Genomic DNA, 26,569 nt, shown 5'->3' with positions numbered 1-26,569 from the left:
CATTGATGCAGATTAGATGAAAGCCGCCTTCGGGCGGCTTTTTTTATTTGGGCTCGCGCGAAACTTTGTTTATGCGAAATACGGGAATTGGTATTACTATTTCTGCTATCAATGATTTCTGGAGTCATACGCATGCCCTCGCCTTCCTCCCGCAAGTTATATCTGAGCGTGCTCGTCCCCCTGTGTTTCGCCGTAGTCAGCCCCGCCAGCCAGGCGCAACTGGCTGCAGGCATCAAATACGATACCAGCTACCCTATCATCAGCCCGGTGTATGCACAGTCTGGCATGGTGGCGACTGAACAGGCGCTGGCAAGCCAGGTTGGCCTCGATATCCTCAAGCGTGGTGGCAATGCGGTGGATGCTGCAGTGGCAGTCGGTTTCGCGCTGGCTGTGGTGCTACCAAACGCAGGCAATATTGGTGGTGGCGGCTTCATGATTATTCATGACAGCAAATCTGGCAAGGATGTCGCGCTGGATTTTCGTGAACTGGCTCCAGAAAAAGCCAGCCGTGACATGTACCTGGATGCCAAGGGCAATGTCATCTCCGGCAAATCCCTGTATAGCCATCTGGCAGTTGGCATACCCGGCACGGTGGCAGGCATGGACCTGGCCTTGCGCAAATATGGCAGCATGAAATGGAAGGATGTCATCGCCCCGGCGATACGCCTGGCTGAGCAGGGCTTTGAGATCAGCCCGCATCTGGCTGAACTCATCGACTCCAGCAAAAATCAGCTCGGCAAATGGTCAGCCAGCCGTGCGATCTTTTTCAAGGATGGCAAGCCCATGCTGGCTGGAGAGCGCTTGCTGCAAAAAGACCTGGCACAATCGCTGCGTCTGATTGCCGAGCAAGGCCCGGCTGCATTTTATGAAGGTGTGGTCGCAAAAAAAATCGTCGCTGAAATGCAGCAGCATGAAGGCCTGATCTCGGCCAGTGACCTGAAGAATTACAAGGCAGTGGAGCGCATACCCGTGCGTGGTAATTATCGTGGCTATGAGGTGGTTTCGATGCCGCCACCCAGTTCTGGCGGTGTACACATCATACAAATGCTGAACATGCTGGAACACTATCCCCTGAAAGAGCAAGGTGCCAACAGTGCACAGACCCTGCATCAGCTCAGCGAAGTCATGAAACTGGCCTATGCTGACCGCTCAGAATTTTTGGGTGACCCTGATTATTACAAGGTGCCGCTCAAGGGCCTGACTTCACGCGCTTATGCGGATGAACTGGTCAAGAAAATACAGCCAGACCGCGCCACGCCTTCTGCCGAAATCAAACCCGGCAAGCCCCTGCCCTACGAAAGCGACCAGACCACGCATTACAGCGTGGCCGACAAATTCGGCAACATCGTCGCCACCACTTACACCCTGAACCTGAACTTTGGCAGCGGCATCGTTGCCACGGGAACCGGCATCGTCCTGAATAATGAGATGGATGATTTCTCGGTCAAGGCAGGCGTACCAAATGCCTTTGGCTTGCTGGGTGGTGATGCCAACGCTGTACAGGGATGGAAGCGGCCTTTAAGCTCGATGTCGCCGACGATAGTACTCAAGGACGGCAAACCCTTCCTGGTCACCGGCAGCCCAGGTGGCAGCCGCATTATCACGACGACACTGCAAACCATATTGAATGTCATTGACCATGACATGAACGTGGCCGAAGCCACCATCTCGCCGCGCATACACCAACAATGGATGCCAGACCAGTTGCGCTTTGAAAAAGGCATCAGCATGGACACGCTGCGCCTGCTGGAGCAAAAAGGCCAGGTATTGCGCCCCGCTGCCACTCTAGGTAAGACCCAGACCATACAGATAGTCCCACAAGGCTTTGCCGGGTATTCAGACCCGCGCAATCCGGATGGTGCTGCGCTGGGGTTTTGAGTTTTAATGGCCCGCCCTGCCTAAGCAGCAAGCAGGCAAAGTGCCGTATCAGAGGGAAGAAGCTGGCGTTTCACACCATTGCCCCCACATTGCGCGATAAGCGACTTCGACCTTGCGGGTAAAGCCTGGTTCGTCCATGAGGGCGCTACCCTGCATTTCTCCGCGCAAGCCAGCTCTTATACTAGCCAATTGCTCCAGATTGCCTGCCAGCGCAACGACCTTGTCTATATACTCCTCTTCTGTATGTGCTATCCACTCAGGCCGTCCCAGACCTTCGAGTATGCAACTGCCCAAACGCCCAAGGCTGGGCCTTCCCGCCAACGTCACATAGGGCACGCCCATATACAGGGTTTCAAACAAGGTAGTACCAGAATTGTGAGGGAAGCAGTCCAGGCCTATATCCAACGCCCTGAGCGTGTCCCAAGGTGGGGAATGGAAGCCAATATCAAGGCGCGAAGCCTGTATGCCATGCGCAGCAAATTTGTCTATCAATGCCAGACGCAAATTGGCATCCTGATAATTTGCACTATCCACCACTAGCACGGCATTGGCCAGCCGCTTAAGGATCTCTGCCCATACCCGTATGGTTTTGTGATTTACACGGATTGACCTCGTCAGTGTCCCTATTCTGATATGACCATTGCTCAAGGCAGGCAAAGTACTGACCTCCCCCATGCCGGGAGCAGGCCGGTACGCGTAGCAGGGTGTCTGCAAGCGCCAAGGTTTTTCAGCGAACAAGTGCTCACTCCCTGCTGGTGCGCTGGTTTCGTCGGTGAGAAAGTAATCAATCGCGGTCAGGCCAGTGGTATAGCCATAACCCAGCCAGGACATCTGCACAGGCGCAGCTTTACGTGCAAAGACAGAAAGACGGTTATTGGCAGTGTGGCCAGCCAGGTCAACCAGGATATCGATTCCGTCCTCGCGTATTCTTTGCACAAGTTCCACATCTGTCATGCCCCCAGTTTCTATCCAGTGGTCAGCATAAGTCTGATAACGCGCCGTCACTGCATCAGCAACACTGAGCTGTGCATAGGCATAGATATCGAACAAGGATTTGTCATGGTGACTCAATAATGGCTCGAGGAAATATTGCACAGGATGACGGCAAAAATCTGGCGATACATAGCCAATTTTTAGCCGTCGATGACGACTTTTGTCATTATCAAAATGCAAGATTTCATTTTGATATCGTTTTGCATAGCGTTTTTCATATTCCTGGTAAGCCTCAAATATGGCTTCGGCACTGCGGTCAGGCTCATAATTGAGCATGAACAACAAATTGCTGTAAGCCTGGGCATAAGCAGGATCAAGTTTGACGGCTTGCCTGTAAGTATTTTCAGCCTCTTCCATCTTGCCCTGCCCGGCCAGCAAGCCTGCCATATTGGTATAAGTCTCGGTCACATCACTGCCCAATTGCAGGGCTTTTGAATAACACTCTTCTGCTTCTGTGTAGCGATTAAGCATGCTATAGGTATTGCCGAGGTTGTTGTACAGCATGACAGACAAGGCATCATTGGCGATGCCTTGCTGGTAAACGGCAATTGCTTCGAGATACTGTTTGCGCTCATGCAACATGACACCAAGGTTGCAGTAAACACCTGACAAGCCAGGTTGTGCCGCCATCGCACGTCGATACCAGGCTTCTGCATCATCCAAACGGTTTTGTGCCTTGGATACATCACCAAGGCTGATCATCGCCTCGGCAAAATCAGGCTGCAAACTCAAAGCTTGCTGGAAATGTGAAACAGCCACTTCAAATTGCCGCAATTGGATGGCCACCAACCCCATATTATGCTGAGTCTGCATATGTTGCGGATAGATACGCAGAGCCTGGCGATATTGCTCCATCGCCTCAGCGAGCATGCCTTTAGATTGATAAATGACACCCAGGTTGCAGTAAGCCGCAAAATACTGGGGATCTGCAGCAATGGTGAGCTGATAATGTTCTGTTGCCTGTTCAATCAAATCAAGTTGCTGCAACAAAGTGGCCAGATTGAAATGTGCATGACTGAATCCGGGTTTCAATTCCAGTACTTTTTCATAGGCCAGACGTGCTTCATCAACCCTACCTAGTGAAGTCAAGGTAACGGCAAGATTGAAGCAGGCGAGATGGTTTGCCGGCTGCTGCTGAATGACTCGCTCATAGCAGGCCAGCGCATTGTGAAACTGCCCAAGCGCATCCAGCGTCAGGCCAAGATTGAGTAAAATTTCCGGCGCTTCTGGCTTTAACTCCAAGGCCCGGCGGTATTGCGCTTCAGCTTTCAGATAGTTTTGTTGATCATAAAAAACATCGCCCAGCCTGTTATACAAATTTGCATCTTCAGGGTGATCCAACAACGCTTGTTGGTAATAGGCTAAAGCTTCTTCCAGTTTGCCCTCCTGATAACTCTGTAAGGCCAGGTCAGCAGGGCTGGCAGTTGTCGCCACGGGCGCTGCGGTGACATCAGGAACTTGCGGTTTGGCGTCCATTGCAGTCACGCCATTACCAACCGAAGAAAATTGCTTCTTTAACCAATTCAGCATTCATTGACCTTTACTATTGATCTTCATTCCATGCAACAAGGTGAAGGATTGTAAATCCTAATAGCAAGATAGCGCCAACAACTTGCGCCTTCACCTCACTGCTTCTAGCATAGCAATAATTAAAGAGCTTAGGTCAATTGGCATAAAATTTGCTCGTATGCCTTATCCACAACGATGCTTGCCAACAAGGAGCAAAAATGCGACGTCATCTCCAACAACTACAGCGCGGCTTCACCCTTATAGAATTGATGATAGTTGTCGCGATCATAGGTATTCTGGCCGCTATTGCCATCCCCCAATATTCAGACTACGTATCGCGAACCAGGGCGGCTGGTGCGATCTCCGAACTCAATAGCCTGAAAAAAGAAATGTCCATCTGCTATCAAAATGAATTGGCCTGGACAAACTGCATCACGATGGGCTCTAATTCTATTCCCATCGTCATCACTTCCAAATTTTTGACAGGTACCCCACCCAACATATCTGGAACCGGCGTCATCACACAGGCCACGACAGGAGCAACAACTTCCAGTGGTACTGCCCTGAGCATCATACTTACGCCCTCAACAGCGTCCGGCCAGGCAAATATGCTCTGGACTAATTCCGGCACAATTTGCGATCCCTTGCGTGGTCTGAAACCTGGTCAGGGAGCATGCTGATTTGACGTGATTGCCACGAATGATTTGTCGAAAAGCAAATCCCATCAATCAGGCATTTTGTGTCACATTCGTCAATTAGATAAAAGTAGCTAACGGTTAATTGTCCCTTTTGACATCATCGTGAAGCTACTACACTTTTGGCTAAATATCACTGGTTGCTGTAACGGGCATCATCCAGTCGATATCCCATCCCTTGCGGCCAGATTCATCTCAAGTGACCAGTTATCTGGAGCAAAGCTTACAGGCTTATGCAGGACAACAGACTTGACTACCATCACGACGGCTTATGTGTAAAGGCTGAATGAAGCTATGCTCAGGAATTTGCCCTCAAGCTTCTTTGCAGTCACATATACCAGTTGTTTCACTCTAAAGATGCGCCTAAGATTATTTTGTGTTCACGACAATATGTCAGCTGAAGCCCCATGTCTTTTTGCAAGCACCATAATCCGCCTCTCAAAAGCCCGCAATTTCACATTCTGCAAATTCACGATAATGGCATTGATTCCCTGCGTCGCCACCTACGTTGTACCAACCTCTTCACATTGTTATTTTAGTACCGACTCTGGCATGCAGACGCCCTATTCTTGGCTGACACTCTGCATGGCAATGCAGGCATAGATTATCTGCCAGTTCAACTATTTGGCAGGCAAAAATCTGAATCGCTTACCTTCTCAGATTTTGCGCACAATGTTTAATGGAACCCAATTTAGCGGATGTAGAAATTTCGCGAGCTAACGAGCAACAGACTTGTTCATGTGAACTTCTGGCAAATTTTGCTGCCTATCTATTTCATCATTACCCCGATTTTGCCGGATTATATACGCCGAAAATAAGCTCTCCGTAGACACGTGTCGAGCCCAATTTAAACACGAATGGCAAACTTTGCTTACTGACCACCAACAATTCGGTCTGACGCGATTGACCGTTTGCAACACTCTTGAACGCATGCAGCAATGCCGAACCGCGTAGCACCAAACCAAATGTTTCAATCTTGATTTTTATGCGAATGCCGGACTCGTCATTTTTGTGAGATGCCTCACTCTTTGACCAAGGCGAAAACCTTCAGCGTGAAGATAGTTTTGGTGAGTAGGCGCACTAAAACATTCACTTGTTGATGAATAGCATAGAAATGAAAATGAGTTGTCTAAAGCGAAAAAGCTGTGTCCCCATAATGGGATCACAGCTTTTTTTTAGTCTAGCTTGAAAACCACTCACTTCAAACAAAGTGAGTGACTTTTCCGCTTCCCTAAATTATGGGCAACCGCCTTGGCCTGGTTTCAAACCGCGTGTTGGGTTGCAGATTGTACCAGTATTTGGCCACAACATATTTGCTTGGTTAGATTGAGTAGAAGGAGTCAAAATAACGGACAATGCTGTACCATCATTCAGTGTTGCACCAGTTGCAGCTTGAGTGATTGTACCGCCTGCAGTTGTAGGAGCAGCGCCAGTCAAAAATTTGGATGTAACAACGATTGGAATGGCGTTAGAGCCCATTGTAGTGCAGTTAGCAAAAGAACCTTCATTTTGGTAGCAAATTGCCATTGCAGATTTCAAGCTGTCCAATTCAGCCATTGCACCAGCTGCCTTGGTACGGGATGTGTAATCAGAATACTGAGGAATAGCAATCGCTGCCAGGATACCGATAATTGCCACAACAATCATCAATTCAATCAGTGTAAAGCCGCGTTGCAGCTGTTTAGGTATAGCTTTCATTATAAACTCCAGGAAAAGTTGAAATCAGGAACTACGCTTCACATGTAGCAATCACCGTGCCAGTTTTTGTTTACTGCGTAACTCTGCATTTTCTTATGCGGAAATCGGCGATTTCATGGGCCATTGATCAACTAGTGACGAATTGCGTCAATAGTTGCTTTTTCATCAATGCAAATATTTGTCAATGTTTGTGCCAGATGACAAAGACGACTGACAAGTCTGTCAGTGATGTAAAAAAATGTTTCAATGCTTGATACAATTTTGAAAATTTTCTTGCGTTGCTCCACTCGTCCGTGCGAGTCATGACAACAACATGGCGCATAGATAATATACGGCTGCGAACAGCACTCTTCACGAGAAGGCAGGAAGAATTTATCGCAATCATGGTATGTAGCAGTTTGAGACTATCCCTGCCCTATTAACCTGGGCAGGGGCAAGTGAGCAATAGGTGATTAATAAAAAATCACTGCCATTTTTGTCCCTGCCAGCTCTATCATGTCGGCATGCTTGAGGGTGTGTGGTTTGTCCTTGATGGACTGGGTATTGACGGTCGCAGCAGCATTACCCTCGACCTGGGCTATGACATATTCCCTTCCCTGCTGGGTAATGGCAATGACCTGGGTGCCAGGGCTGCCTATGGTAGTAACGGCCTTGACGAGGTTGAGCTCCTTGCCTGCATTAGCGCCACTCATGACTTTGATCTTTGCTCTTGGCTTTTCAACTGCGGCCGCTTGCACCTGGCCTGGCTCAGGCACAAAAGTCTGCTTGCCTGATTCCTCTACCTGGAAGCGCAATTTATATTTGCCAATATCAATAACATCATCATGCTGCAATAAATGTTTTTTGATTGGCTGGGCATTGACCATAGTGCCATTAGTGCTGCCAAGGTCAAGTACGAAAGAGCCGCTCGAAGAAGTATCAATCGCCGCATGCTGACCGCTGACAGTCAGGTGATCAATGACGATATCGTTACTGGGGCGCCGGCCTACTGTGAGGCGTGATTTGCTGATAGTGATTTCTTGCTGAACCAAACCATTAAAGGTGACGATAATTTTCGCCATAAATCTCTCATCAATTCATAATCCCCGACCTACCGGGTAAATGTTCTTTTTAACCAGGACTTGTTTTCTTCACCGACCAGCCTGAACAGGACTACAGAAATATTATCCAACCCCCCCTGTCCTTGGCGGCATCAATCAGCGCTTCGGCACAAGGCTGAAGCTCAGACGCGTGCTGCCGGATCAAGGATTGGATTTCATCATGCCCTAGCATATCGGTCAATCCATCCGAACACATCAAATACAAATCTTCATCTTCAGTATGGTGTGTATGCAACTCCGTATGCACTTCTTCCAGAGTACCCACTGCCCTGGTGATCAGATTCTTAATAGAAGAATAACGCGCCTCTTCTTCAGTCACCAGGCCTGCATTGATCTGTTCCTGCAATACCGAATGATCCTGAGTCAGGCGCGTCAGCACGCCTGCGCGATAACGATAGGCGCGCGAATCACCGACGTGGGCCAGCAAAAGCTTGTCTTGCAAACAGCATGCCACCACCACGGTAGTACCCATGCCTGCACATTCTGGATTGGTCAGTGCTGTATACAATACATTACGGTTGGCCAGCTCGATGGACTCATTCATCCAGCGTGCCATCGCCAGCGGCCTTGGCCCCATGGACGGGAACCAGATGGCATCCATCTTGCTACACAAATATTCAGCAATGATTTGAGCGGTCATGGCGCTGGCGACTTCGCCCGCGTTATATCCCCCCATGCCATCGGCCAGGACTGCGCAGCCATAGTCTGCACAAACGACGATAGCATCTTCGTTATGCGACCTGACCAAGCCCGTATCAGACAGGGCTGCAAATTCTAGTACACGCTGGTATGGCATCAATAAATGTCGGGATACATCCTGAGGTGAATAAATTTATATGAAACAGATAATATTTTAGAATTATTTTAATCAGGACATTCGCAAACATTCTCCTGGTCTTACAAACCTGTTCAGCAAACCCAGGCACCTGGATGCAGCGGCTTAAATAAATTAATACAATCAAGTACCATCAAGTACCGTCGATGGCAGGAAGCCGCTTGAAACCTTGCGTATATCCTCTCCTTACTTTTGCAGAATTATTCTTTCGCTTGCACCTCAATCATTATCGACACAACGCCAGATAATCAGCTAAACAAGACATACTCAATTTAATAGTGATTTGCCGCAGATATTGAAGCTTAACATTAAGGAAATCTATTTGCACGGATATCCATAACAAAGGCCGCCATAAATAAAAAAGAGTCGCAAAATTTGCGACTCTTTTTCATCTAAAGCTTATTTACCGCTGCCAGCTTACAGCATGGCTTTCAACAAACGCGCCATTTCTGACGGGTTTTTAGTGGCCTTGATCCCGCATTCTTCCATGATGTCGAGCTTGGCTTGTGCAGTATCAGCACCGCCAGAGATCAGCGCGCCAGCATGGCCCATGCGTTTACCCGGAGGCGCAGTCACACCGGCGATGAAGCCAACAACCGGCTTCTTCATGTTGTCGCGTACCCAGTAAGAAGCATTCGCTTCATCAGGACCACCGATTTCACCGATCATGATGACAGCGTCAGTATCTGGATCATCATTGAACATCTTCATGATGTCGATGTGTTTCAGACCATTGATAGGATCACCACCAATACCAACAGCAGAAGACTGACCCAGACCCAATGCCGTCAATTGACCCACGGCTTCATAAGTCAGAGTACCAGAGCGGGAAACCACGCCGATACGACCTTTACGGTGGATATGACCTGGCATGATACCGATCTTGATTTCGTCTGGTGTGATCAGACCTGGGCAGTTAGGGCCGAGCAATTTTGTTTTGCTGCCGGCTTTAGCCATACGGTCTTTCAACATCATCATGTCACGGACAGGGATGCCTTCAGTGATGCAAATTGCCAGGTCCAGGTCAGCTTCAACAGCTTCCCAGATGGCAGCGGCTGCACCTGCTGGTGGAACATAGATCACGGAAACGGTCGCGCCAGTAGCTGCTTTCGCTTCAGATACGTTAGCAAAAATCGGGATGCCTTCGAAATCTTCGCCAGCTTTTTTCGGGTTCACGCCAGCGACGAAACAGTTTTTACCGTTCGCGTAATCGCGGCACATGCGAGTATGGAACTGGCCAGTTTTGCCAGTGATACCTTGGGTGATGACTTTAGTGTCTTTATTGATCAGGATGGACATATCTGTTCCTTGCGATTATTAAGCTTGAGCTGCAGCAGCTGCAACAACCTTCTGTGCTGCTTCTTCCATCGTGTCTGCCGAGATGATAGGCAGGCCAGAGTCAGCCAGCATCTTCTTGCCGATATCTTCGTTAGTACCCTTCATGCGCACAACCAGTGGCACTTTCAGGGACACAGCTTTGGATGCAGTGATCACGCCTTCAGCGATCACGTCACAACGCATGATCCCGCCGAAAATGTTGACCAGGATGGCTTTCAGGCCTGGGTTTTTCAACATGATCTTGAAGGCTTCAGTGACTTTTTCTGCTGTCGCGCCACCACCTACGTCGAGGAAGTTGGCTGGTTCACCGCCAAACAGTTTGATGGTATCCATCGTTGCCATCGCCAGACCAGCACCGTTCACCAGGCAGCCGATATTGCCGTCGAGGGAGATGTAAGCCAGGTCAAATTTGGAAGCTTCGATTTCAGCTGGGTCTTCTTCATCCAGATCGCGGTAAGCAACGATTTCTGGTTGGCGGAACAAAGAGTTGGAGTCGAAATTGAATTTCGCGTCAAGTGCGATGACTTTGCCTGAGCCAGTCAGGATCAAAGGATTGATCTCAGCCAGGGAACAGTCAGTTTCCATGAAGGCCTTGTACAAACCTTGCAACTGTACGCGCGCATCAGCGATAGAGCCTTCAGGCACACCGATTTTACGGGAAATGTCGTCAGCTTCAGCATCTTGCAGACCATTGGTCGGGTCGATTGCCAGGTTGTGGATCAGTTCTGGATGTTTTTCTGCCACTTCTTCAATATCCATACCGCCTTCGCTGGAGGCCATCAAGACCACGCGCTGGCTGATACGGTCAGTGACCATACTGACATACAGTTCTTTTTTGATATCTGCGCCTTCTTCGATCAACAGGCGACGAACCTTTTGACCTTCAGCACTGGTCTGATGCGTGACCAGTTGCATGCCCAGAATCGCGTCAGCGTATTCACGCACTTGTTCCAGGGATTTAGCGACTTTCACGCCACCACCCTTGCCACGGCCACCGGCGTGTATCTGTGCTTTGACAACCCAGACTGGTCCGCCCAGCGTTTCAGCCGCTTTGACAGCTTCGTCAACAGACAGGCATGGAATACCGCGTGGTACTGTCACTCCGAATTTGCGGAGGATTTCTTTACCCTGATACTCATGAATTTTCATACGACTTCCCTTCAGACACTGAGGTATAAATAATTAAACAAACAAACTAGCTGGGTGATTTCACGTCAGGTGATGCTTTTGCCCAACGCGGGTAATATTGAACAACCGCCGGCCCGTCAGTACGAAGGGCGTGACAGCGATCAAGTTGAAAAGGTTGTTGCGCCTGCTGGCCGTAATCAGTCGCACCGTCGCGCGTATCGATCACGTCCCCGGCAAAAGCCTGGACAGCAGCCGTAGGCAGAATTTGCGCCATTTCCGTCAGATGGGTGCAGCCATGCACGCCAGCCATGCGCTCTTTCACGCCCTGGCGGAACTGTCTTAACAAATTCAAACCGATGAGTTTTTTATAATCTGGAGTAATGACTTCGCAATAACCCGGATAAGGTACGGCATCCGAAGACGCTTCCACATCAACGATGGTCAATTGCAAATCAATGGTAATGCGCAGGCTGAGGTCATGCAGCGCGCTGCCATTCGGGCGCACGCCGGATGCGAGGGTGATATCGCGAGGCTTATAGTCAGTGATACGGGCGTCAAGATCCCACAATCCATCATCGCGCGCGAACGCTTCGATCTGGATAGTACGCGTATGCTTCAGGGCGCGTCGCTTGATTGACGAAGATAAGGGCATCATGCCTGCTGGCGGCTAAACCAAAATACTGAATAAATAGCCACAATTGCGTGTCGTTACCGCAGCTTCTACGATAACAGCCGCTCCTGCGGCCCTGCAAAAAAACCAGCAGAGTTTAGCACAGACCAGCCGGGAACTCATCATATGACTACAATTTAAGCAGTTTTCTGAGTATGCTTATGCAGAAATCTAAGCAGAAAATTAAGTTTTTTGTGGTTTGGCAGAAGAAAACCGGGTGATTATCAGGTAAATGTCTGTTCTTGCAATACCTGTATCCAATTGAAAGGTGTGCTTATTTATGCCGCAAACCAATGCCTGTTATTTCAAAATCCAGGCCGAAGTTTTACTTTACAGACAAGGACTGGGTTCATCAGGCTGCTTTTATCCGTTTCTTATCACCTCTGCAGCTTAATGCGGAGCCTCGCCAGAGCAAGCTCCATCAACCCAACACTGGGCGTTTATAAACGTATGCGTAGTTTCCGTGCCGAGTATCGGACTGCTTAAAGCCAAGTTTTCGCAGATCGAATTGGACTCACCAAGTTGCGGCTTATCAACCCAATGTCTGGGCTTCAATCAATGTCCCGGCTTCAATAATAAAAATGTCCTCCACTTCGTCATTCCTGCGCAGGCAGGAATCCATCGTGTTAATACCTTTACAGCCGAATCTGCACGGGTCTTATTCAGGATTTTTGAGTTTATACAAATAATTGATCCGCAACCAAGGTGAACAAACGCCGCTGAACCTCAGCTTACGCTGGGGCGATATTATTGATATTGTGAGTATGTTGAATTGTGAATACTATTCATCATCCTCATCCCGCAACACCCGCATCGCCGCCTGTGTCGCCCTGCTGGAAAAACCCCTCTGCTGCAAAAACGCCGCCTGCTTCATTTTTTCCTGATGATCTTGCGGCGCATGCCGGAATTTCCTGTGCAAGACCTGAACCGCCCTCTCTACCTCAGATTCTTTCAAGTCCTCCTTGACGTTTTCTATATCCTGCGCATCCAGGCCATGGCTTTGCAGTTCCGCCAGGATACGGTTATTGCCAAACCTCGCCTGCCGCCGGTTCACCAGCGATTCAGAAAACCGCTCGCCAGACAAATACTTGGCCGCTTCCAGAAAATCCAGCACGGCAGCTACGTCATCGCCCTCTTCCGCATAGCGTGCCAGTTTACGCTCCAGCTCCATGCGACTATGTTCCCGCATGGATAAATAACGCAAGGCTCGCGCTTTAAGGCTAATGGCAGGTTTTTTCATACTTTAAAAGCAAAAATGCCGGTTGGCAGCTACCAACCGGCATGATACAAAACTTATGGTACTGACAGTGTTGCAGTTTAACGCTAAAACTCAGCGCTTCAACTCAGTGCTATAACTTACTCAGCAGTCGCTACTGCTGACAACAAAGGCACGCCCAGATGTTCTCGCACCTTGTTTTCAATTTCAAACGACAGCTCAGGACGTTCTTTCAAATAAGTACGTGCATTGTCCTTACCCTGGCCGATACGCTCACCGTTATAGCTATACCAGGCACCAGCTTTTTCTATGATCTTGGCATCGGCTGCCAGATCCAGAATCTCGCCTTCGCGGGAAGTACCTTCGCCATACATGATGTCAAAGTGCGCTTCCTTGAATGGTGGTGCCACCTTATTCTTGACTACCTTGACCTTGGTTTCATTCCCCACCACTTCATCACCAGACTTGATAGAGCCAGTGCGGCGGATATCCAGACGTACGGAAGCATAAAACTTCAGCGCATTACCGCCAGTTGTCGTTTCTGGGCTACCAAACATGACACCAATCTTCATACGGATCTGGTTAATAAAGATTACCAGAGTATTGGTACGCTTGATACTGCCAGTCAGCTTACGCAAAGCCTGAGACATCAGACGCGCTTGCAAACCAGGCAAAGAATCACCCATGTCGCCTTCAATCTCTGCACGTGGCGTCAGGGCCGCAACTGAGTCAATAACCACCAGATCGACACTACCAGAACGCACCAGCGCATCAGTAATTTCCAGCGCTTGCTCGCCGGTATCAGGCTGGGAAATCAGCAAATCAGACAGATTCACACCCAGTTTTTGAGCGTAACCAACGTCCAAAGCATGCTCAGCATCGATAAACGCACAAGTACCACCCAGCTTTTGCATTTCAGCAATCGCTTGCAGCGTCAATGTGGTTTTACCAGAAGATTCAGGGCCATAAATCTCAACGACACGGCCACGTGGCAAGCCACCAACGCCGAGCGCGATATCCAGGCCCAGAGAACCAGTAGAAACAACCTGCACCTCTTCCACCACTTCACCGTCGGCCATACGCATGACCGAACCTTTACCAAATTGCTTTTCTATCTGTGCCAGCGCTGCTGCAAGTGCCTTTGCTTTTTCTGAGGCATTTTCTGGTTTCTTATCGTCCATACATTCTTTCATTCAATAAGCGGCGGGTGGAAAAAGGAATACAGGCTTAATTTCCTGCGATTTGCAGTACTGTATAAAAAAACAGTGATTTATGCAAGCGACTTTTTGCATAGATTGTTGCATGAGGGATTCTACAGCCGGACATTAGCAATCGCACAATAACCATTGTCGATTTTCATTCAAGTCTGAACTTTTTTCACTTAACTGTGCGTTTGCTAGCTGAATTGACCCTGTCAGTTTGATCCACCTTCCACTTCCTGGCGAAGGCGGCCACCCGCTCATACGGCCCCTCAAATCCCAGTTCTTTCAGATCGAGATGAAGCTGCTTTAAGCTTCGTCGCTGCTTACGATTTTACCCGCTTCGGTTTTAAGCCAGCTTGAAAGCTGTAATGCATATTTATCGATGGCGCTTGTTGTTTGCCGATCCGCATAGGCTGGCTCTCTGACTTCAGAGCGCAGATAGCGCCGGACAGTGTTGCGAGAGATGCCCAGTCGTCTGGCGATCTCACGTAATGGAATCTGGTCACGAATGTGCCAGCGTCGAATAATACCATGTAATGCCACGTCAATCACTCCTGCTCCCGACTCATCAAGATAAGTAGGATTGTGTGCTAAACATGGGTCAATTTTAGATGCAATTTATCCAGCAAAGTGGGGCAATTTTCAGTGCAAATCAACAAACAGGCGTAAGTCATCAAACGCAGATAGAAAAAGAAATACAAGGTTCACTGGCAGTACTGCTGCATCTTTCCCGTGCATTCCATCTGCTCGCTATGTGCGGGCTTTGGCAATGACCGGGTTCGGTGTTGTGCTCTAGTTTGAGGAAAATATGGCAACCAGCGTAACCGAAATAGAAGTGTTGCGACAGTACGTCGAAGGGGTGATGGCACGCGCAGATCATCATGCAAATGGTGAATGATAAATGATCTTAATCAGTAAAACGGGGAACAGCAAATGCTTGATATTGTTCCCGGCATCGACCTCGCCAAGTTGAGCGCGAGTAGTCAACGCCAATCAACATCAAGTGGTGCTGGGTATCCTGGCAAGTAGGCGGTGCTCATTGTGATCAAGGGACAATAACACCTGCCTTGTCCTAAAAATCTCTGAAAACCACAGGTAGTGCAAGTCCGAGCGCTGGCACTATCTGTGAACGACAACACCTATTCCTTTGACACCGTTCCATCTCCATATTCTTCTACAGCCGGGTCCAGGTTTTCCGGTGCATGAAGAATAGTCGGTCCCCTGGAGCAAGCCTGACGGGTCAGGTATTCTGTCAAACCTTCTGCTTGCACGGCGGGTGGGATTGTTGCCTGCATCTCAGTCAGCAATTCTTCTGTTGCCTTGACTATCCATTCCACGCTGCGATACTTGGGCGAGACGATTTGTATATTCTGCGAATCAGTCTGGTCAAAGAAGCCGTGCTGCAGTTTATGCCTGACGTAAGAGAGCGCTGTGATGCCGGGTATGGTGCGTTGTTCCAGATAAGCCTGTTTGCCGTCTTCATCATAACGGACGACAATGTCCGGGAATTCATAACCCTCATCTTCCAGCAGCGCTTCGCTGACGATCGCTGGCAATAGTGGTCTGGCGTCTTCATGCCCGACTTCAAACAGCAAAATTTTCTTGAGTTTTTTCATTTCCTTTTGCTCTTCCGTGTCCGTTTTTTGTATGGCGATCGTCGGGAAGTACTCACGGATAAAGGCATTGGATTTACTGATCAACTCATCCCTGCTGACTTCAGGCCTATGCTTGAAAAATCTGTCGTCCATGTCCATCATCTTCCAGGCATGGTTCAGATCATGAATCAGGAATTCGAGCGGAGATTGCCAGAACTCATCGACATACACAGGCTCGGTAGATACGCCGATAAAATACACTGGCGTGCCCCTTATCTTCATGAGGTCAGTCGCAGAAATATTGTCGAAAGTCGGGATGATGATGACTTCAGGAATCCGGCGCATCAGCTCTTCATAACGGTACCAATATTTCTTTTGAAAATGGGTACTCAGGTTTTTGTCGGTGCGGCATGCGACGTCAAAGAAGCCGACCGCTTCAAACAGGATGCGCAAGGTTGGCGCATACGGGCACATCGCACCATTCTGTATGGTGACGTGATGGAATTTATGCAGCAACTGCTCACGCATAAAAGAAAGTGCGGCATTATCACGGCACTTCTCGTCCATCGCCGGAAGTGTCATCTGGCTGCGGAAATAGTCGACCACTGGCAGCAACTCCAGAACTGGGGTGTCCAGATTGTTGTCATGCGACTCAAACCGTGCCCGCAATCCGCGGTATAAGTCCACCGGGTTCCTGACCCACTCCCGTATCCATTCGTGATGGGAAATACCCTGCGTTTTTGTAAAATTTTTCGCAAGCAGCGCAGCGGCAATTTGTTTGTGATGACCAAAGGCAAAGGAGCCTTCTTTCGCATACGGTGTCGTCATCACGCTCTCAGGCAGCCACCTGCCATGAACGTCTTCGGTGTCGGAAATTTCTACGAGAAATCCGATCGTATCGACGATGTGACGAGGGTCAGATGGAACAGCAATTTCTTTGAGATGGTCGCGATATCCGTGAGTAACGGTTCTGTCCATGTAGATGCGGGCTTCGTTTTTGGCTTTGCTTTCTGCCTTGCTCCGCACAAAATAGTATTTGCGTCCACCTGCTTCTGCAATCCCATATTCTGGCGCTGCAGATCCGAACACTTTGCTGCCGGTTACCCGGAGTGCTGCAAAAATATTGGCTGGAATTCCAATTTCGTTTTGTTCATCTTCATCTTGCAGCAAGCCACCTGGCAGAGTGATGCCCTCAGGAAATACTGTTCTGTCCAGAGCCAGGAATTCCCTGCCATTCTGCCCATCGCGCATGACAAGCACATCAACCGTTTTGCGAACCATGACGCCCTGATCAATGCGTTGTTTTGCCTGAGCTTTCAGCGTCTGATCCGACAATAAGGCTTTCACTACTGCCGATTGACTGGCTACGTCCAGGTATCTGGCTACGCAATCTTCGATCCCATTCTTGCGGATGGGATCACGCAGGCGATGGAACCAATAAATCATGTACAACAGCGATTCTGCATACAGGCTAGCCGTGAAATTTTTCGTATCAAGGCTTACTGCATACTGGCTCAGCATGCCCAGCACCATATCCACCGTGCCATCCACTACCCCAGTGGCAGGTGCAGAACTGTTCATTGTCATATTATTTTCCGTTAGAATTTTTCAGGTGCTGGGCGCGTGTACATAAAACCTGCCAACCATTTGCACCCCATACTGTCAGTAAAATTGCAATTCATACTTATCATGATATCGCTGGATAAAGATATGCGATACAAAATCCATAGTTCACACCTGTAACCCCAGAATCGTATTAATAAGGTACCTCTTTTCCGTGAAACGATTCAGGAAGGACTTGACTACCACGAGCATCTACATCCCTTACGACAACGGCATATATCAATTTGCTCTTGCTGCCCGCACCAATGCGCCTCTTTCATACCGAAATACTACTGACTATTTTTTTGGCGCACATCTCTCCTGTTGGCTTATAGATAACATCATTAGCATCAAGATGCAATTTCATAAATTATCTAATATGCAATTATTTATCAATACAACCCAATGCTACCAATACTTCTTGATTAATGAGTTGGATAGTTCTAAGATTAAGCGTCCCCACTGAGCAACATCAACCAAAGGCGCATCATGGCAACCCGGAAATCATCCTCCACCGCTCACGAAGGCTTGGCAGATCAGGCAAGCTCGTCAGCCAATCTACGCAAATTAAGCCGTGCGCAGGCCAATAATGTGGTGCGCCGCCTGCAAGACAAGCTCAGTCCGGCTGCACGGGAACTGATCGACAAACTCTTGCAAAGCCTGGATGATGAAGGCTCAGTCGTGGTCAAAACCCTGCATACGACGCTGTTCCCCATGGCCGAAACCAAGGGTGCCAGTGCACAGCTGTCCAAGCTGTTGCGCACCGTTACCGACGCTGCACAGGCGCAAGGCATGTCACTGGATTTTACCTATGTGGGTGCCAAAGACCAGGGCACGGCCAACCGCAGACTGTGGTTCACTGGCCCGCCACCAACTGCCATTGCAGAACTGGAGGGGCTGAGCGCCATACCAGAAAACCGCCTCATCATAGGCCAGACCGGCATGCCTGTTGGCGAAGCCCCTGTGGTAGCGCTGATCACCTACAACGAGAACGAGTTTGCCGCCGTGCGCAAGACCTTCTGGGCGGGCGACAGCACGCCGCCCGTCGCCAACAAACACCACTCCGGTCAAGCGGTCAGCGTCGATGAGTTGGGGCAACATGGCAATGTGCGCGTGCTTCACTACCATAGCCGCCAGGGTAATAGAGAGTCGCAACGCACTGCCAGTGATTTGCATCAGGCCTACAAGCCCGCAGCCATTATCAGCGTCGGCATTGCCTTTGGTGTTGACGAGCAAAAGCAAAAAGTGGGGGACGTGCTGGTTTCCAAATTCATCGTGGACTATGAGGCAACACGCATCAACAAAAATGGCAGCTTCACGTTGGCCGGTGACCGCCCTCCCGCCTCACGTCGCCTGGTGCGCACGCTTGAAACTCTTGATATTCGCAATAAACATGATCACAGCAAACCTGATTGGCCCACACTGGAATTTGGCGGCATGCTGACCGGCGAAAAACTGGTGGACAACTACGACTATCGCGAAAAACTGAAAGCCATAGCAGGGCCAGCGGGCATCGTCGGTGGCGAAATGGAAGCCGCTGGCGTAGCCAAAGCGCTCGACGATACAACGGTGGACTGGATAGTTGTTAAAGCCATATGCGACTTTGCCGATGGCAATAAAGTTGAAGGTAAAGAGAACAAGCAAAAACTTGCAGCAGCCAATGCAGCGATGGTGATCAAGGCCATGCTCGGTGACGGGCAACTGTATGGTGACATTGCCGAAGATGCAGAACGCCCACATTCAGCAACAAACGTCGCCACCGACAAGCTTGCCGCACTGGCTTTGCGTCGTCAGTGTCTTGAACGCGCCCATCTCGACGTCATTGATGACGGCAAGCCATTGGTAAGTGGCCAGTATGGTTATCGTGCAGAATTGCATGCTTTGGGAGCTGCAGGTCACCACGAAGGCCAAGAAAATGACCCCAGAAAGGTCGTGGCATTTGATGACATCCTGACCTGGTTAAATGAGCCAGAAGAACGCCCCATTTATGCCCTGCTTGGTGAATACGGCATGGGTAAAACCACCACACTACAGCGTGTGACGGCCCACCTGCAGCAGCAGCGCAGACTGAACATCGATAGTCCAGCCGCACTGTATTTTGACTTGCGCAAAGTGGACACTTTGCTGGCTGCGAGTGCGCAACACCCAGGCAAAGTACCAACACTGCAAGAAACCATCAGCGACTGCTTGCGTAACGGTTATTTGCAAACCGATGGAGTACTGCCCACTTATGAAGATGTCGTGGACAGCATAGATAGTGGTGCACTGGTGATTTTTGATGGACTTGATGAAGTGCTGTCGCGCATAGGTGACAAGCAAGGCCTGAGTTTTACAGCCAATTTGTTGCGTGTGCTGCCCGAGGCACGTGAGCGGCAAAAAACCAAAAAACAGAGCAAACCGCCACGTGTGCTGCTGAGCTGTCGCACCCAGTTTTTTCGCTCACTGTCTGAGCAAGACAATCACTTGACCGGAGAACACCGGGGGAGCCAAAATCAAAGCCAATACCGTGCCCTGCTATTACAACCGCTGACAGAGCAGCAGATACGCAGCTATATGACGGCGGTATTTCCCAGTAACAATATTGAGCAGTTGATGGCGCAGATTGAGGCGGTGCACAACCTGCGTGAGCTGGCCGGCCGGCCCTTCACATTAAAACTGGTGGCCGACTTTGTGCCCATGCTGGAACAGTGGCGCGCTCAGGGCAAGCGTGTCACGGGTGCCACCTTATACCGTGAAGTAGCCAAACAATGGCTGATCCGCGACAAAGAGAAACAGAGTTTTCAACCAGAAGACAAGCTGTCGTTGGCGAGTGCATTGGCAGCACATTTTTGGCGCAACAAACTCAAAGGCATCACAGCCAGACAACTGGAAAGCTGGCTGGGTCAGTGGCTGGCGCAACAAGGCCCGCATGAAGACTTTCAAACCAAGCCACGTGATCTATTGCAGGAAGATTTACGCAATTCCACCTTCCTGAAGCGTGTCGATGTGGAGGGCAAAGAGAGTCGCTTTGAATTCGCCCATACATCCTTGCAAGAATTCTTCCTGGCAGAGTATTTGTTACAGGCGCTGCGCAGTCACAGCGTTAATGCGCGCGAGGACTGGCGCCTGCCCATGGTCAGTGACGAAACACTGGACTTTCTGGGGCAGCTATTGGCTGAATGGGACCCGGATGTTGGCGGGCCAGGCCCCTTGCAAACACTGGCAGCATGGCGTAGCCCTTACCTGGCGCTGGCTAGTGAACTGCAATTGGCCTACGGCTTGCGAGCCCACACTTCAGGCTGGCCCGTACCGCGCCTGGATGGCATGGACCTGCAGGGCGCAGACCTGAGCGACTGGCGCTTTGGTAGTCGTAGTGAAGAGCCCCTGCCTGGCAGCCAGACACATCGTCGTCTGAATCTGGCAGGCTGCAACTTCAGCCACGGCAATTTGCGACGCGCCAAGTTCTGGAACGTCGATTTGCGCGCTGCCGTGTTTGATCACAGTAGTTGCGAGCAGGCAGAGTTGCTGCATTGTGAATTGGCGGATAGCAGCTGGGTTGAAGCAGCGGTAGATGGTAGTCAGATGCGGCCACAGGTGGCGTCAGGAATCAGGGCGGCTTGGGTACCGCCCGGGCATCATATGAAAGCCCAAAGAAAATTAGCCTGGTTACATGGACATACGTCTGGGGTAACGTCTTGCGCGTTTTCGCCTGATGGGCATAGCGTGCTCTCGGCTTCAGACGACAACACCCTGCGCCTGTGGGAAACCGCCACCGGCACGCTGCTACAGGAGTTTGCTGGACATGCGGGTACGGTAACGTCCTGCGCGTTTTCGCCTGACGGACATTGCCTGCTCTCGGCTTCACATGACAACACCATGCGCCTGTGGGAGACCGCCACTGGCATGCTGCTACGGGAGTTTGTGGGGCATGCGGGTACGGTGACGTCATGCGCGTTTTCGCCTGACGGTCGTAGCCTGCTCTCGGCTTCAGACGACAATACCCTGCGTCTGTGGGAGACCACCACTGGTAAGCTGCTTAGGGAGTTTGTTGGACATGCGAATGCGGTAACGTCCTGCGCGTTTTCACCTGATGGGCATAGCCTGCTCTCGGCGTCAGACGACAAGACCCTGCGCCTGTGGGAGACAGCCACCGGCACGCTGCTTAGGGAATTCGCTGGACGTGCGGATACGGTAACATCCTGCGCGTTTTCCCCTGATGGACGTAGCCTGCTCTCGGCGTCAAACGACAAGACTGTGCGCCTGTGGGAGACAGCCACCGGCACGTTGCTACGGGAGTTTGTTGGACATACGGATTGGGTGAGGTCCTGTGTGTTTTCGCCTGATGGGCATAGCGTGCTCTCGGCGTCAGACGATAAGACCCTCCTCCTGTGGGAGACCGCCACCGGCACGCTGCTACGGGGGTTTGTTGGACATACGGATTGGGTGAGGTCCTGTGTGTTTTCGCCTGATGGGCATAGCGTGCTCTCGGCGTCAGACGACAAAACCGTGCGCCTGTGGGAGACAGCTACCGGCACGCTGCTAACGGAGTTTGTTGGACATACGGATTGGGTGATGTTCCACGCGTTTTCGCCTGATGGGCATAGCGTGCTTTCGGCGTCAGACGACAATACCCTGCGCCTGTGGGAGACAGCCACCGGCAGACTGCTACGGGAATTTGTGGGACATGGGGATTGGGTGAGATCCTGTGTGTTTTCTCCAGATGGGCATCGCCTGCTTTCGGCGTCAACCGACAAGACCCTGCGCCTGTGGGAGACCGCCACCGGCACACTGCTGCGGGAGTTTGTGGGACATGCGGATACGGTGAGGTCCTGTGTGTTTTCGCCTGATGGACATAGCGTGCTCTCGGCTTCAGACGACAATACCCTGCGCCTGTGGGAGACCGCCACCGGCGCGCTGCTACGGATGTTTGTGGGACATTCGGATACGGTGAGGTCCTGTGTGTTTTCGCCTGATGGACATAGCGTGCTCTCGGCTTCAGACGACAACTCGATGCGCCTGTGGGAAACCACCACCGGCAGGCTGCTAAAGGAGTTTGCTGGACATACGGATTGGGTGATATCTTGCGCGTTTTCGCCTGATGGGCATAGCGTGCTCTCGGTTTCAAACGACAACACCCTGCGTCTGTGGGAGACCGCCACCGGCACAATGCTTAGGGAATTCGTTGGACGTGCGGATACGGTAACGTCCTGCGCGTTTTCACCTGATGGGCATAGCGTGCTTTCGGTTTCAAACGACAATACCCTACGCCTGTGGGAGACCGCCACCGGCACACTGCTAAAGGAATTTGCTGGACATGCGGACTGGGTGAGGTCTTACATGTTTTCACCTGATGGGCATAGCGTGCTCTCGGCGTCAGACGACAACACCGTGCGCCTGTGGGATGCAGTCACTGGGCAAACACTACGCGTCAGTACGATCATCGACGGTGGTGCCGCTGCCTGGATTCCCACTACCAACGTCTTATTGCATGTAAGCGGAAACGCATGGCGCTATTTGAAATGGAGTGCCATGGATGAAAACAACTGGCCTGTAGTCTGGCAGCTCAGCCCTGAAGAAATGAATGATGAATTATCTTGATCAGCAAAAGCGGGGGAACAGAAAATGTTTGATGTTGTTCCCGGCACTAACTTTGCCAAGCTGAGCGCGAGTGATCAATACCAGTCAACATCAATCAATGATGCGCAGAAGTCATGAACAACCAAGTCCTGTCTGAATTTTTAAAGTAATGAATTGATTTAATTCAGCTTTACCATTTTGCATGATCAAGAAAAAATAATGATGTATCTTTACATGCAACATTTTTCTGCAGAAAATCCATATGGCACAGAGAAGTAAGCGGCCTGGTTCGCAAAGCAAACGGGGACAATGTGGTGGGAATGGCGTTTCCCAGGGGATATGCGCAATCCAGAGGCACTGAACGCTGGCCTGCCCTGTTTTGGTCCTGTGTTACACAGCAGAGCAGTTCAGGTGCTATTGGTGTGGCAGATGAAATCCTGTTCTCTTGAATCACAGCGACATCGCGCATACGCTGGCGTACAATAATGAAAAGCGCTCGCAAGCTTGTCTCTGGCTAAAATCGAACCGAGATGCGACGCTAATAAATATAAAAACGGAGGCAATGAATTGAGGCGATACCTGGCTTGCTTCGCATTGAGTATTAAAAGCGCAGGGTGCTTTCTACTGCTCATGGCCTCCCTGTTATTTTTTGCCGGGCCTGCCAGTGCGCAAAGCCTGATCAGGACAGCCGCGCAAGAAGCGTCTGCCCCCAAATTCATCGCTATAGTACAAGACGGCAAACCTGCTGTTGGCGGTATATGTATTGACATCATGCGGGCCATAGAGGCAGTGGAGCCCGGCATTAAATTTGTCGGCGACCAGAAATGGCTGCCGCTGGTCAGGATCATGGCCGGGCCTGTTGATGCGATTTGCGGCGTGCTGCATACCAAAGAACGCGCCCTGCTCTACGACTACATCGATACGCCTATTATTTCTGTCAATTACCTGCTGGCGGTGCGCGCCGACGACGACATACAGGTATCAAGCTGGGATGACATACGCAAGCTTGGCAAGGATGGCATTATCCTATCCATGCATAACTATGCCATCAATGAACGCTTGAAGAATCTCGGTGGCTTGCAAGTCGATTCCAGCGCAGTCTCATCCAGATCCAACCTGAACAAATTGCTTGCGCGCAGGGGCCGCTTTTATTGCCACCGCTCGCCCGGCATCGCTGCAGAAATACGGCAGGCAGGGTTGGAAGGCCAGATCAGACTGCTACCCAAGGTGATGCTGAAAGATGAGCTTTACATGATACTGTCAAAAACCCTGGCAGTGGAAGATGCGAAGAAGATCAGGGCGGCAATCACCTTGCTTGAGCGCCAGGGTACATTGACGAAATTATTTGAAAAGTACCAGGAGTGAGCCTGTACCTGTGCAGCTCTGAGACTGGCAATCCAGCCTGATTGTCCAGCACATCTGGCTCACCACATCAGGGCAGCACCCAGTCCCAGCCACCCAATAGATAACAGGTCACAGGCCCGTTCCAGCGCCTGCGCAAGCTGGTGCTGTACCTGTATTCAACATCGTCCCATCAGCAATCATCCATGCTGATAAAAAAGCGCTAATACCACTGTTGCAAACTGTCAGGGCTGGTCTGATCAAGGAACAGTCAAAGCCAGGCACATACTGTTTACCTGATTCTTATTTCCATTGCATCTTGTTGCCTGTCAATTAAGTGGTATCTAAGTGGCAAGATAAAAACAAAACCAGTTGACGTCCAAATTCAAGGCCTACATGCTTGAATCCTGAGCGCTTGTCTGCAGCAAGGGCAAGCGTATCAAGAATGTATCTGGGGGAATAAACACATTTTCTGAATTCACAAAATCACGGGGGAGACGGCAGTGGAAAATACAACTTTAAGAAACCTGATTCAAAACATGCTGGTGTGTGCGACGAGCGGTAGCTTGCTGGTTGCATGCGGTGGTGGCAGTGGCAGTGCAGCAGGCAATGGGCAGGCAAACACGCCGCCACAGGCTCCGCCAGCAGTGGCTTCTACAGCATGCTATGCGGCCTGGGATGCAGCAACGGCCTACAACGGCGGTGCCCTGGTCAGTACAGGTGGCAATAATTATGTGGCAAACTGGTGGACGCAAAATGAAAACCCCGCGACCAATAGCGGCGCGTCTGGAAGCGGTAAACCCTGGACAGGCAAAGGGGCTTGTGATGCCACGCCTACCCCTACTCCAACACCAACGCCGACTCCTACACCAACCCCAACGCCGACACCAACCCCGACACCTACGCCTACCCCCACACCAACTCCAACTCCGACACCAACACCAAGCTGCTCTCCATACGTCGCTGGCACCCAATACGCCGCTGGAAAAGTGGTCAGCAATGCGGGTGGCTTTTATCGTTGCGATGTAGCGGGCTGGTGTTCAACCGGTGCATCGGCTTATGAGCCTGGTGTAGGCTGGGCCTGGACAAGTGCGTGGACCTCAGTCACATCAAGTGCCTGCCCTACGCCGACACCTACCCCAACACCCACGCCGACACCAACGCCGACGCCTACCCCAACACCAACGCCTACCCCGACACCAACGCCGACGCCCACGCCCACACCAACTCCGACTCCCACGCCCGTCCCTGGCCTGGCCAAGCATGCACTGGTCGGTTACTGGCACAACTTTACGAACCCGAGCGGAAATACCTATCCTATCGCGCAAGTCAGCAATGACTGGGATGTGATCGTCGTTTCGTTCGGTGACAATGCAGGCGGTGGCAATGTGAGCTTTACGCTGGACCCAGGTGCGGGTAGCGAAGCGCAATTTATTGCAGACATCAAGACCAAGCAGGCGCAAGGCAAAAAAGTCGTGCTATCACTGGGCGGCCAGAATGGCTCAGTCTCGGTAGGCTCTGATGCAGAGGCAACCAACTTTGCCAACAGCCTGTACGGCATCATCAGTAAATATGGTTTTGATGGTATTGATCTTGATCTTGAAAACGGCGTGGCGCAGGGTGCCGCTATCCAGACTTATCTGCCGGTCGCTGTCAAAAAACTGAAAGCCAAAGTCGGGGCAAACTTCTACCTGTCGATGGCACCGGAATGGGTATATGTGGAAGGTGGCTTCACTTCTTACGGCTCAATCTGGGGTGCGTATATCCCCATCATCAATGCGCTGCGCGATGAACTGACTATCCTGCACCCACAGTATTACAACAATGGCGATATCTACACACCTTACCAGTCTGCACCACTCAGGGCAGGCTCGGCAGACCAACTGGTGGGCACGGCAAAAATGCTGATCGAGGGCTTTACCTATGGCGGTAATAGCTTTGCCGGCTTGCGTCCTGACCAGGTTGCTTTTGGTGTGCCGTCTGGCCGTAGTTCAGCCAATTCCGGCTTTACCACGTCAGCAGATGTCAGCAATGCGCTGAACTGTTTAACCAAGTTGCTGAACTGCGGCACCATCGTCCCCAAACAGGCTTACCCTGGCTTCAGAGGGGTCATGACCTGGTCTATCAACTGGGATAAACATGACGGCTACAACTTCTCGGCGCCGACCAAGGCTGTCTTGAAAACCTTGCCTTGATGTAGAAATGCCTTGCCT

General features: G+C 50.6%; 16 protein-coding genes. 5 read left to right on the top strand and 11 right to left on the bottom strand.

The features are described 5' to 3' along the window. Window positions 1–132: 132 nt before the first annotated feature. Window positions 133–1,878, top strand: a complete 1,746-nt coding sequence (ggt, locus tag UNDKW_RS03155) for a gamma-glutamyltransferase (RefSeq protein WP_162057539.1) — start codon at window positions 133–135, stop codon at window positions 1,876–1,878. Window positions 1,879–1,926: 48 nt separating this feature from the next. On the opposite strand, the gene UNDKW_RS03150 is transcribed toward ggt, so the two are convergent. Then, the gene (locus tag UNDKW_RS03150) at window positions 1,927–4,401 is read right to left on the bottom strand and encodes a tetratricopeptide repeat protein (protein WP_162057538.1); all 2,475 of its coding nucleotides are present in this window, start codon (window positions 4,399–4,401) and stop codon (window positions 1,927–1,929) included. Window positions 4,402–4,598: 197 nt separating this feature from the next. Here UNDKW_RS03150 and UNDKW_RS30925 point away from each other — a divergent pair, with 197 nt between their 5' ends. Continuing rightward, window positions 4,599–5,060 carry a prepilin-type N-terminal cleavage/methylation domain-containing protein gene (locus UNDKW_RS30925; RefSeq protein ID WP_162057537.1) on the top strand — a complete coding sequence of 154 codons (462 nt, stop codon included), beginning with the start codon at window positions 4,599–4,601 and terminating at the stop codon, window positions 5,058–5,060. 1,251 nt (window positions 5,061–6,311) lie between these two features. Here UNDKW_RS30925 and UNDKW_RS30255 read toward each other — a convergent pair. From UNDKW_RS30255 to UNDKW_RS03095, 10 genes are all read right to left on the bottom strand, one after another. Then, complete coding sequence (locus UNDKW_RS30255; protein ID WP_162057536.1) at window positions 6,312–6,773, bottom strand: prepilin-type N-terminal cleavage/methylation domain-containing protein; 462 nt, start codon at window positions 6,771–6,773, stop codon at window positions 6,312–6,314. Between the two features lie 452 nt (window positions 6,774–7,225). Further along, on the bottom strand, window positions 7,226–7,834 hold the full coding sequence (locus tag UNDKW_RS03135) for an FHA domain-containing protein (protein WP_162057535.1): 609 nt from the start codon (window positions 7,832–7,834) through the stop codon (window positions 7,226–7,228). 91 nt (window positions 7,835–7,925) lie between these two features. Continuing rightward, a complete protein-coding gene (locus tag UNDKW_RS03130; RefSeq protein ID WP_162057534.1) occupies window positions 7,926–8,669 on the bottom strand; it encodes a protein phosphatase 2C domain-containing protein in 744 nt (247 codons plus the stop codon). A gap of 456 nt (window positions 8,670–9,125) precedes the next feature. After that, window positions 9,126–10,007 (bottom strand): succinate--CoA ligase subunit alpha, encoded by an 882-nt coding sequence (gene sucD, locus UNDKW_RS03125; protein WP_110255493.1) that lies wholly within the window; start codon window positions 10,005–10,007, stop codon window positions 9,126–9,128. An 18-nt stretch (window positions 10,008–10,025) separates the two neighbouring features. Further along, window positions 10,026–11,210, bottom strand: a complete 1,185-nt coding sequence (gene sucC, locus UNDKW_RS03120) for an ADP-forming succinate--CoA ligase subunit beta (RefSeq protein WP_255431543.1) — start codon at window positions 11,208–11,210, stop codon at window positions 10,026–10,028. 31 nt (window positions 11,211–11,241) lie between these two features. After that, window positions 11,242–11,826: a DUF2889 domain-containing protein gene (locus tag UNDKW_RS03115; RefSeq protein WP_162057533.1), complete on the bottom strand. Its 585-nt coding sequence runs from the start codon at window positions 11,824–11,826 to the stop codon at window positions 11,242–11,244. Between the two features lie 799 nt (window positions 11,827–12,625). Next, window positions 12,626–13,084: a recombination regulator RecX gene (gene recX, locus UNDKW_RS03110; RefSeq protein ID WP_162057532.1), complete on the bottom strand. Its 459-nt coding sequence runs from the start codon at window positions 13,082–13,084 to the stop codon at window positions 12,626–12,628. 116 nt (window positions 13,085–13,200) lie between these two features. Continuing rightward, the gene (recA, locus tag UNDKW_RS03105; protein WP_162039694.1) at window positions 13,201–14,241 is read right to left on the bottom strand and encodes a recombinase RecA; all 1,041 of its coding nucleotides are present in this window, start codon (window positions 14,239–14,241) and stop codon (window positions 13,201–13,203) included. Window positions 14,242–14,568: 327 nt separating this feature from the next. Next, window positions 14,569–14,805 (bottom strand): helix-turn-helix domain-containing protein, encoded by a 237-nt coding sequence (locus UNDKW_RS03100; RefSeq protein WP_370529074.1) that lies wholly within the window; start codon window positions 14,803–14,805, stop codon window positions 14,569–14,571. A 596-nt stretch (window positions 14,806–15,401) separates the two neighbouring features. Continuing rightward, entirely contained in the window at window positions 15,402–17,444 is a 2,043-nt protein-coding gene (locus UNDKW_RS03095; protein WP_162057531.1) for a hypothetical protein, read from the bottom strand. A gap of 504 nt (window positions 17,445–17,948) precedes the next feature. Here UNDKW_RS03095 and UNDKW_RS03090 point away from each other — a divergent pair. The 3 genes from UNDKW_RS03090 (at window position 17,949) to UNDKW_RS30245 (ending at window position 26,551) form a co-directional block, all read left to right on the top strand. Then, window positions 17,949–23,036, top strand: a complete 5,088-nt coding sequence (locus UNDKW_RS03090) for an NACHT domain-containing protein (protein WP_162057530.1) — start codon at window positions 17,949–17,951, stop codon at window positions 23,034–23,036. Between the two features lie 609 nt (window positions 23,037–23,645). Next, window positions 23,646–24,380, top strand: a complete 735-nt coding sequence (locus UNDKW_RS03085) for an ABC transporter substrate-binding protein (protein ID WP_162057529.1) — start codon at window positions 23,646–23,648, stop codon at window positions 24,378–24,380. A gap of 479 nt (window positions 24,381–24,859) precedes the next feature. After that, a complete protein-coding gene (locus UNDKW_RS30245) occupies window positions 24,860–26,551 on the top strand; it encodes a chitinase (protein WP_232063221.1) in 1,692 nt (563 codons plus the stop codon). The last annotated feature ends 18 nt before the right edge of the window (window positions 26,552–26,569 follow it).

Source organism: Undibacterium sp. KW1, assembly GCF_009937955.1.
Classification (GTDB): domain Bacteria; phylum Pseudomonadota; class Gammaproteobacteria; order Burkholderiales; family Burkholderiaceae_D; genus Undibacterium.
This window is presented reverse-complemented; position numbering and strand designations above follow the sequence as displayed.

Coding starts and splice junctions, on each gene's coding strand:
- recX (WP_162057532.1), bottom strand. CDS start 13,084: ATGAAAAAACCTGCCATTAGCCTTAAAGCGCGAGCCTTGCGTTATTTA.
- UNDKW_RS30255 (WP_162057536.1), bottom strand. CDS start 6,773: ATGAAAGCTATACCTAAACAGCTGCAACGCGGCTTTACACTGATTGAA.
- UNDKW_RS03095 (WP_162057531.1), bottom strand. CDS start 17,444: ATGACAATGAACAGTTCTGCACCTGCCACTGGGGTAGTGGATGGCACG.
- sucD (WP_110255493.1), bottom strand. CDS start 10,007: ATGTCCATCCTGATCAATAAAGACACTAAAGTCATCACCCAAGGTATC.
- UNDKW_RS03115 (WP_162057533.1), bottom strand. CDS start 11,826: ATGCCCTTATCTTCGTCAATCAAGCGACGCGCCCTGAAGCATACGCGT.
- UNDKW_RS03085 (WP_162057529.1), top strand. CDS start 23,646: ATGGCCTCCCTGTTATTTTTTGCCGGGCCTGCCAGTGCGCAAAGCCTG.
- UNDKW_RS03135 (WP_162057535.1), bottom strand. CDS start 7,834: ATGGCGAAAATTATCGTCACCTTTAATGGTTTGGTTCAGCAAGAAATC.
- UNDKW_RS03090 (WP_162057530.1), top strand. CDS start 17,949: ATGGCAACCCGGAAATCATCCTCCACCGCTCACGAAGGCTTGGCAGAT.
- UNDKW_RS30925 (WP_162057537.1), top strand. CDS start 4,599: ATGCGACGTCATCTCCAACAACTACAGCGCGGCTTCACCCTTATAGAA.
- ggt (WP_162057539.1), top strand. CDS start 133: ATGCCCTCGCCTTCCTCCCGCAAGTTATATCTGAGCGTGCTCGTCCCC.
- UNDKW_RS03150 (WP_162057538.1), bottom strand. CDS start 4,401: ATGCTGAATTGGTTAAAGAAGCAATTTTCTTCGGTTGGTAATGGCGTG.
- UNDKW_RS03130 (WP_162057534.1), bottom strand. CDS start 8,669: ATGCCATACCAGCGTGTACTAGAATTTGCAGCCCTGTCTGATACGGGC.
- recA (WP_162039694.1), bottom strand. CDS start 14,241: ATGGACGATAAGAAACCAGAAAATGCCTCAGAAAAAGCAAAGGCACTT.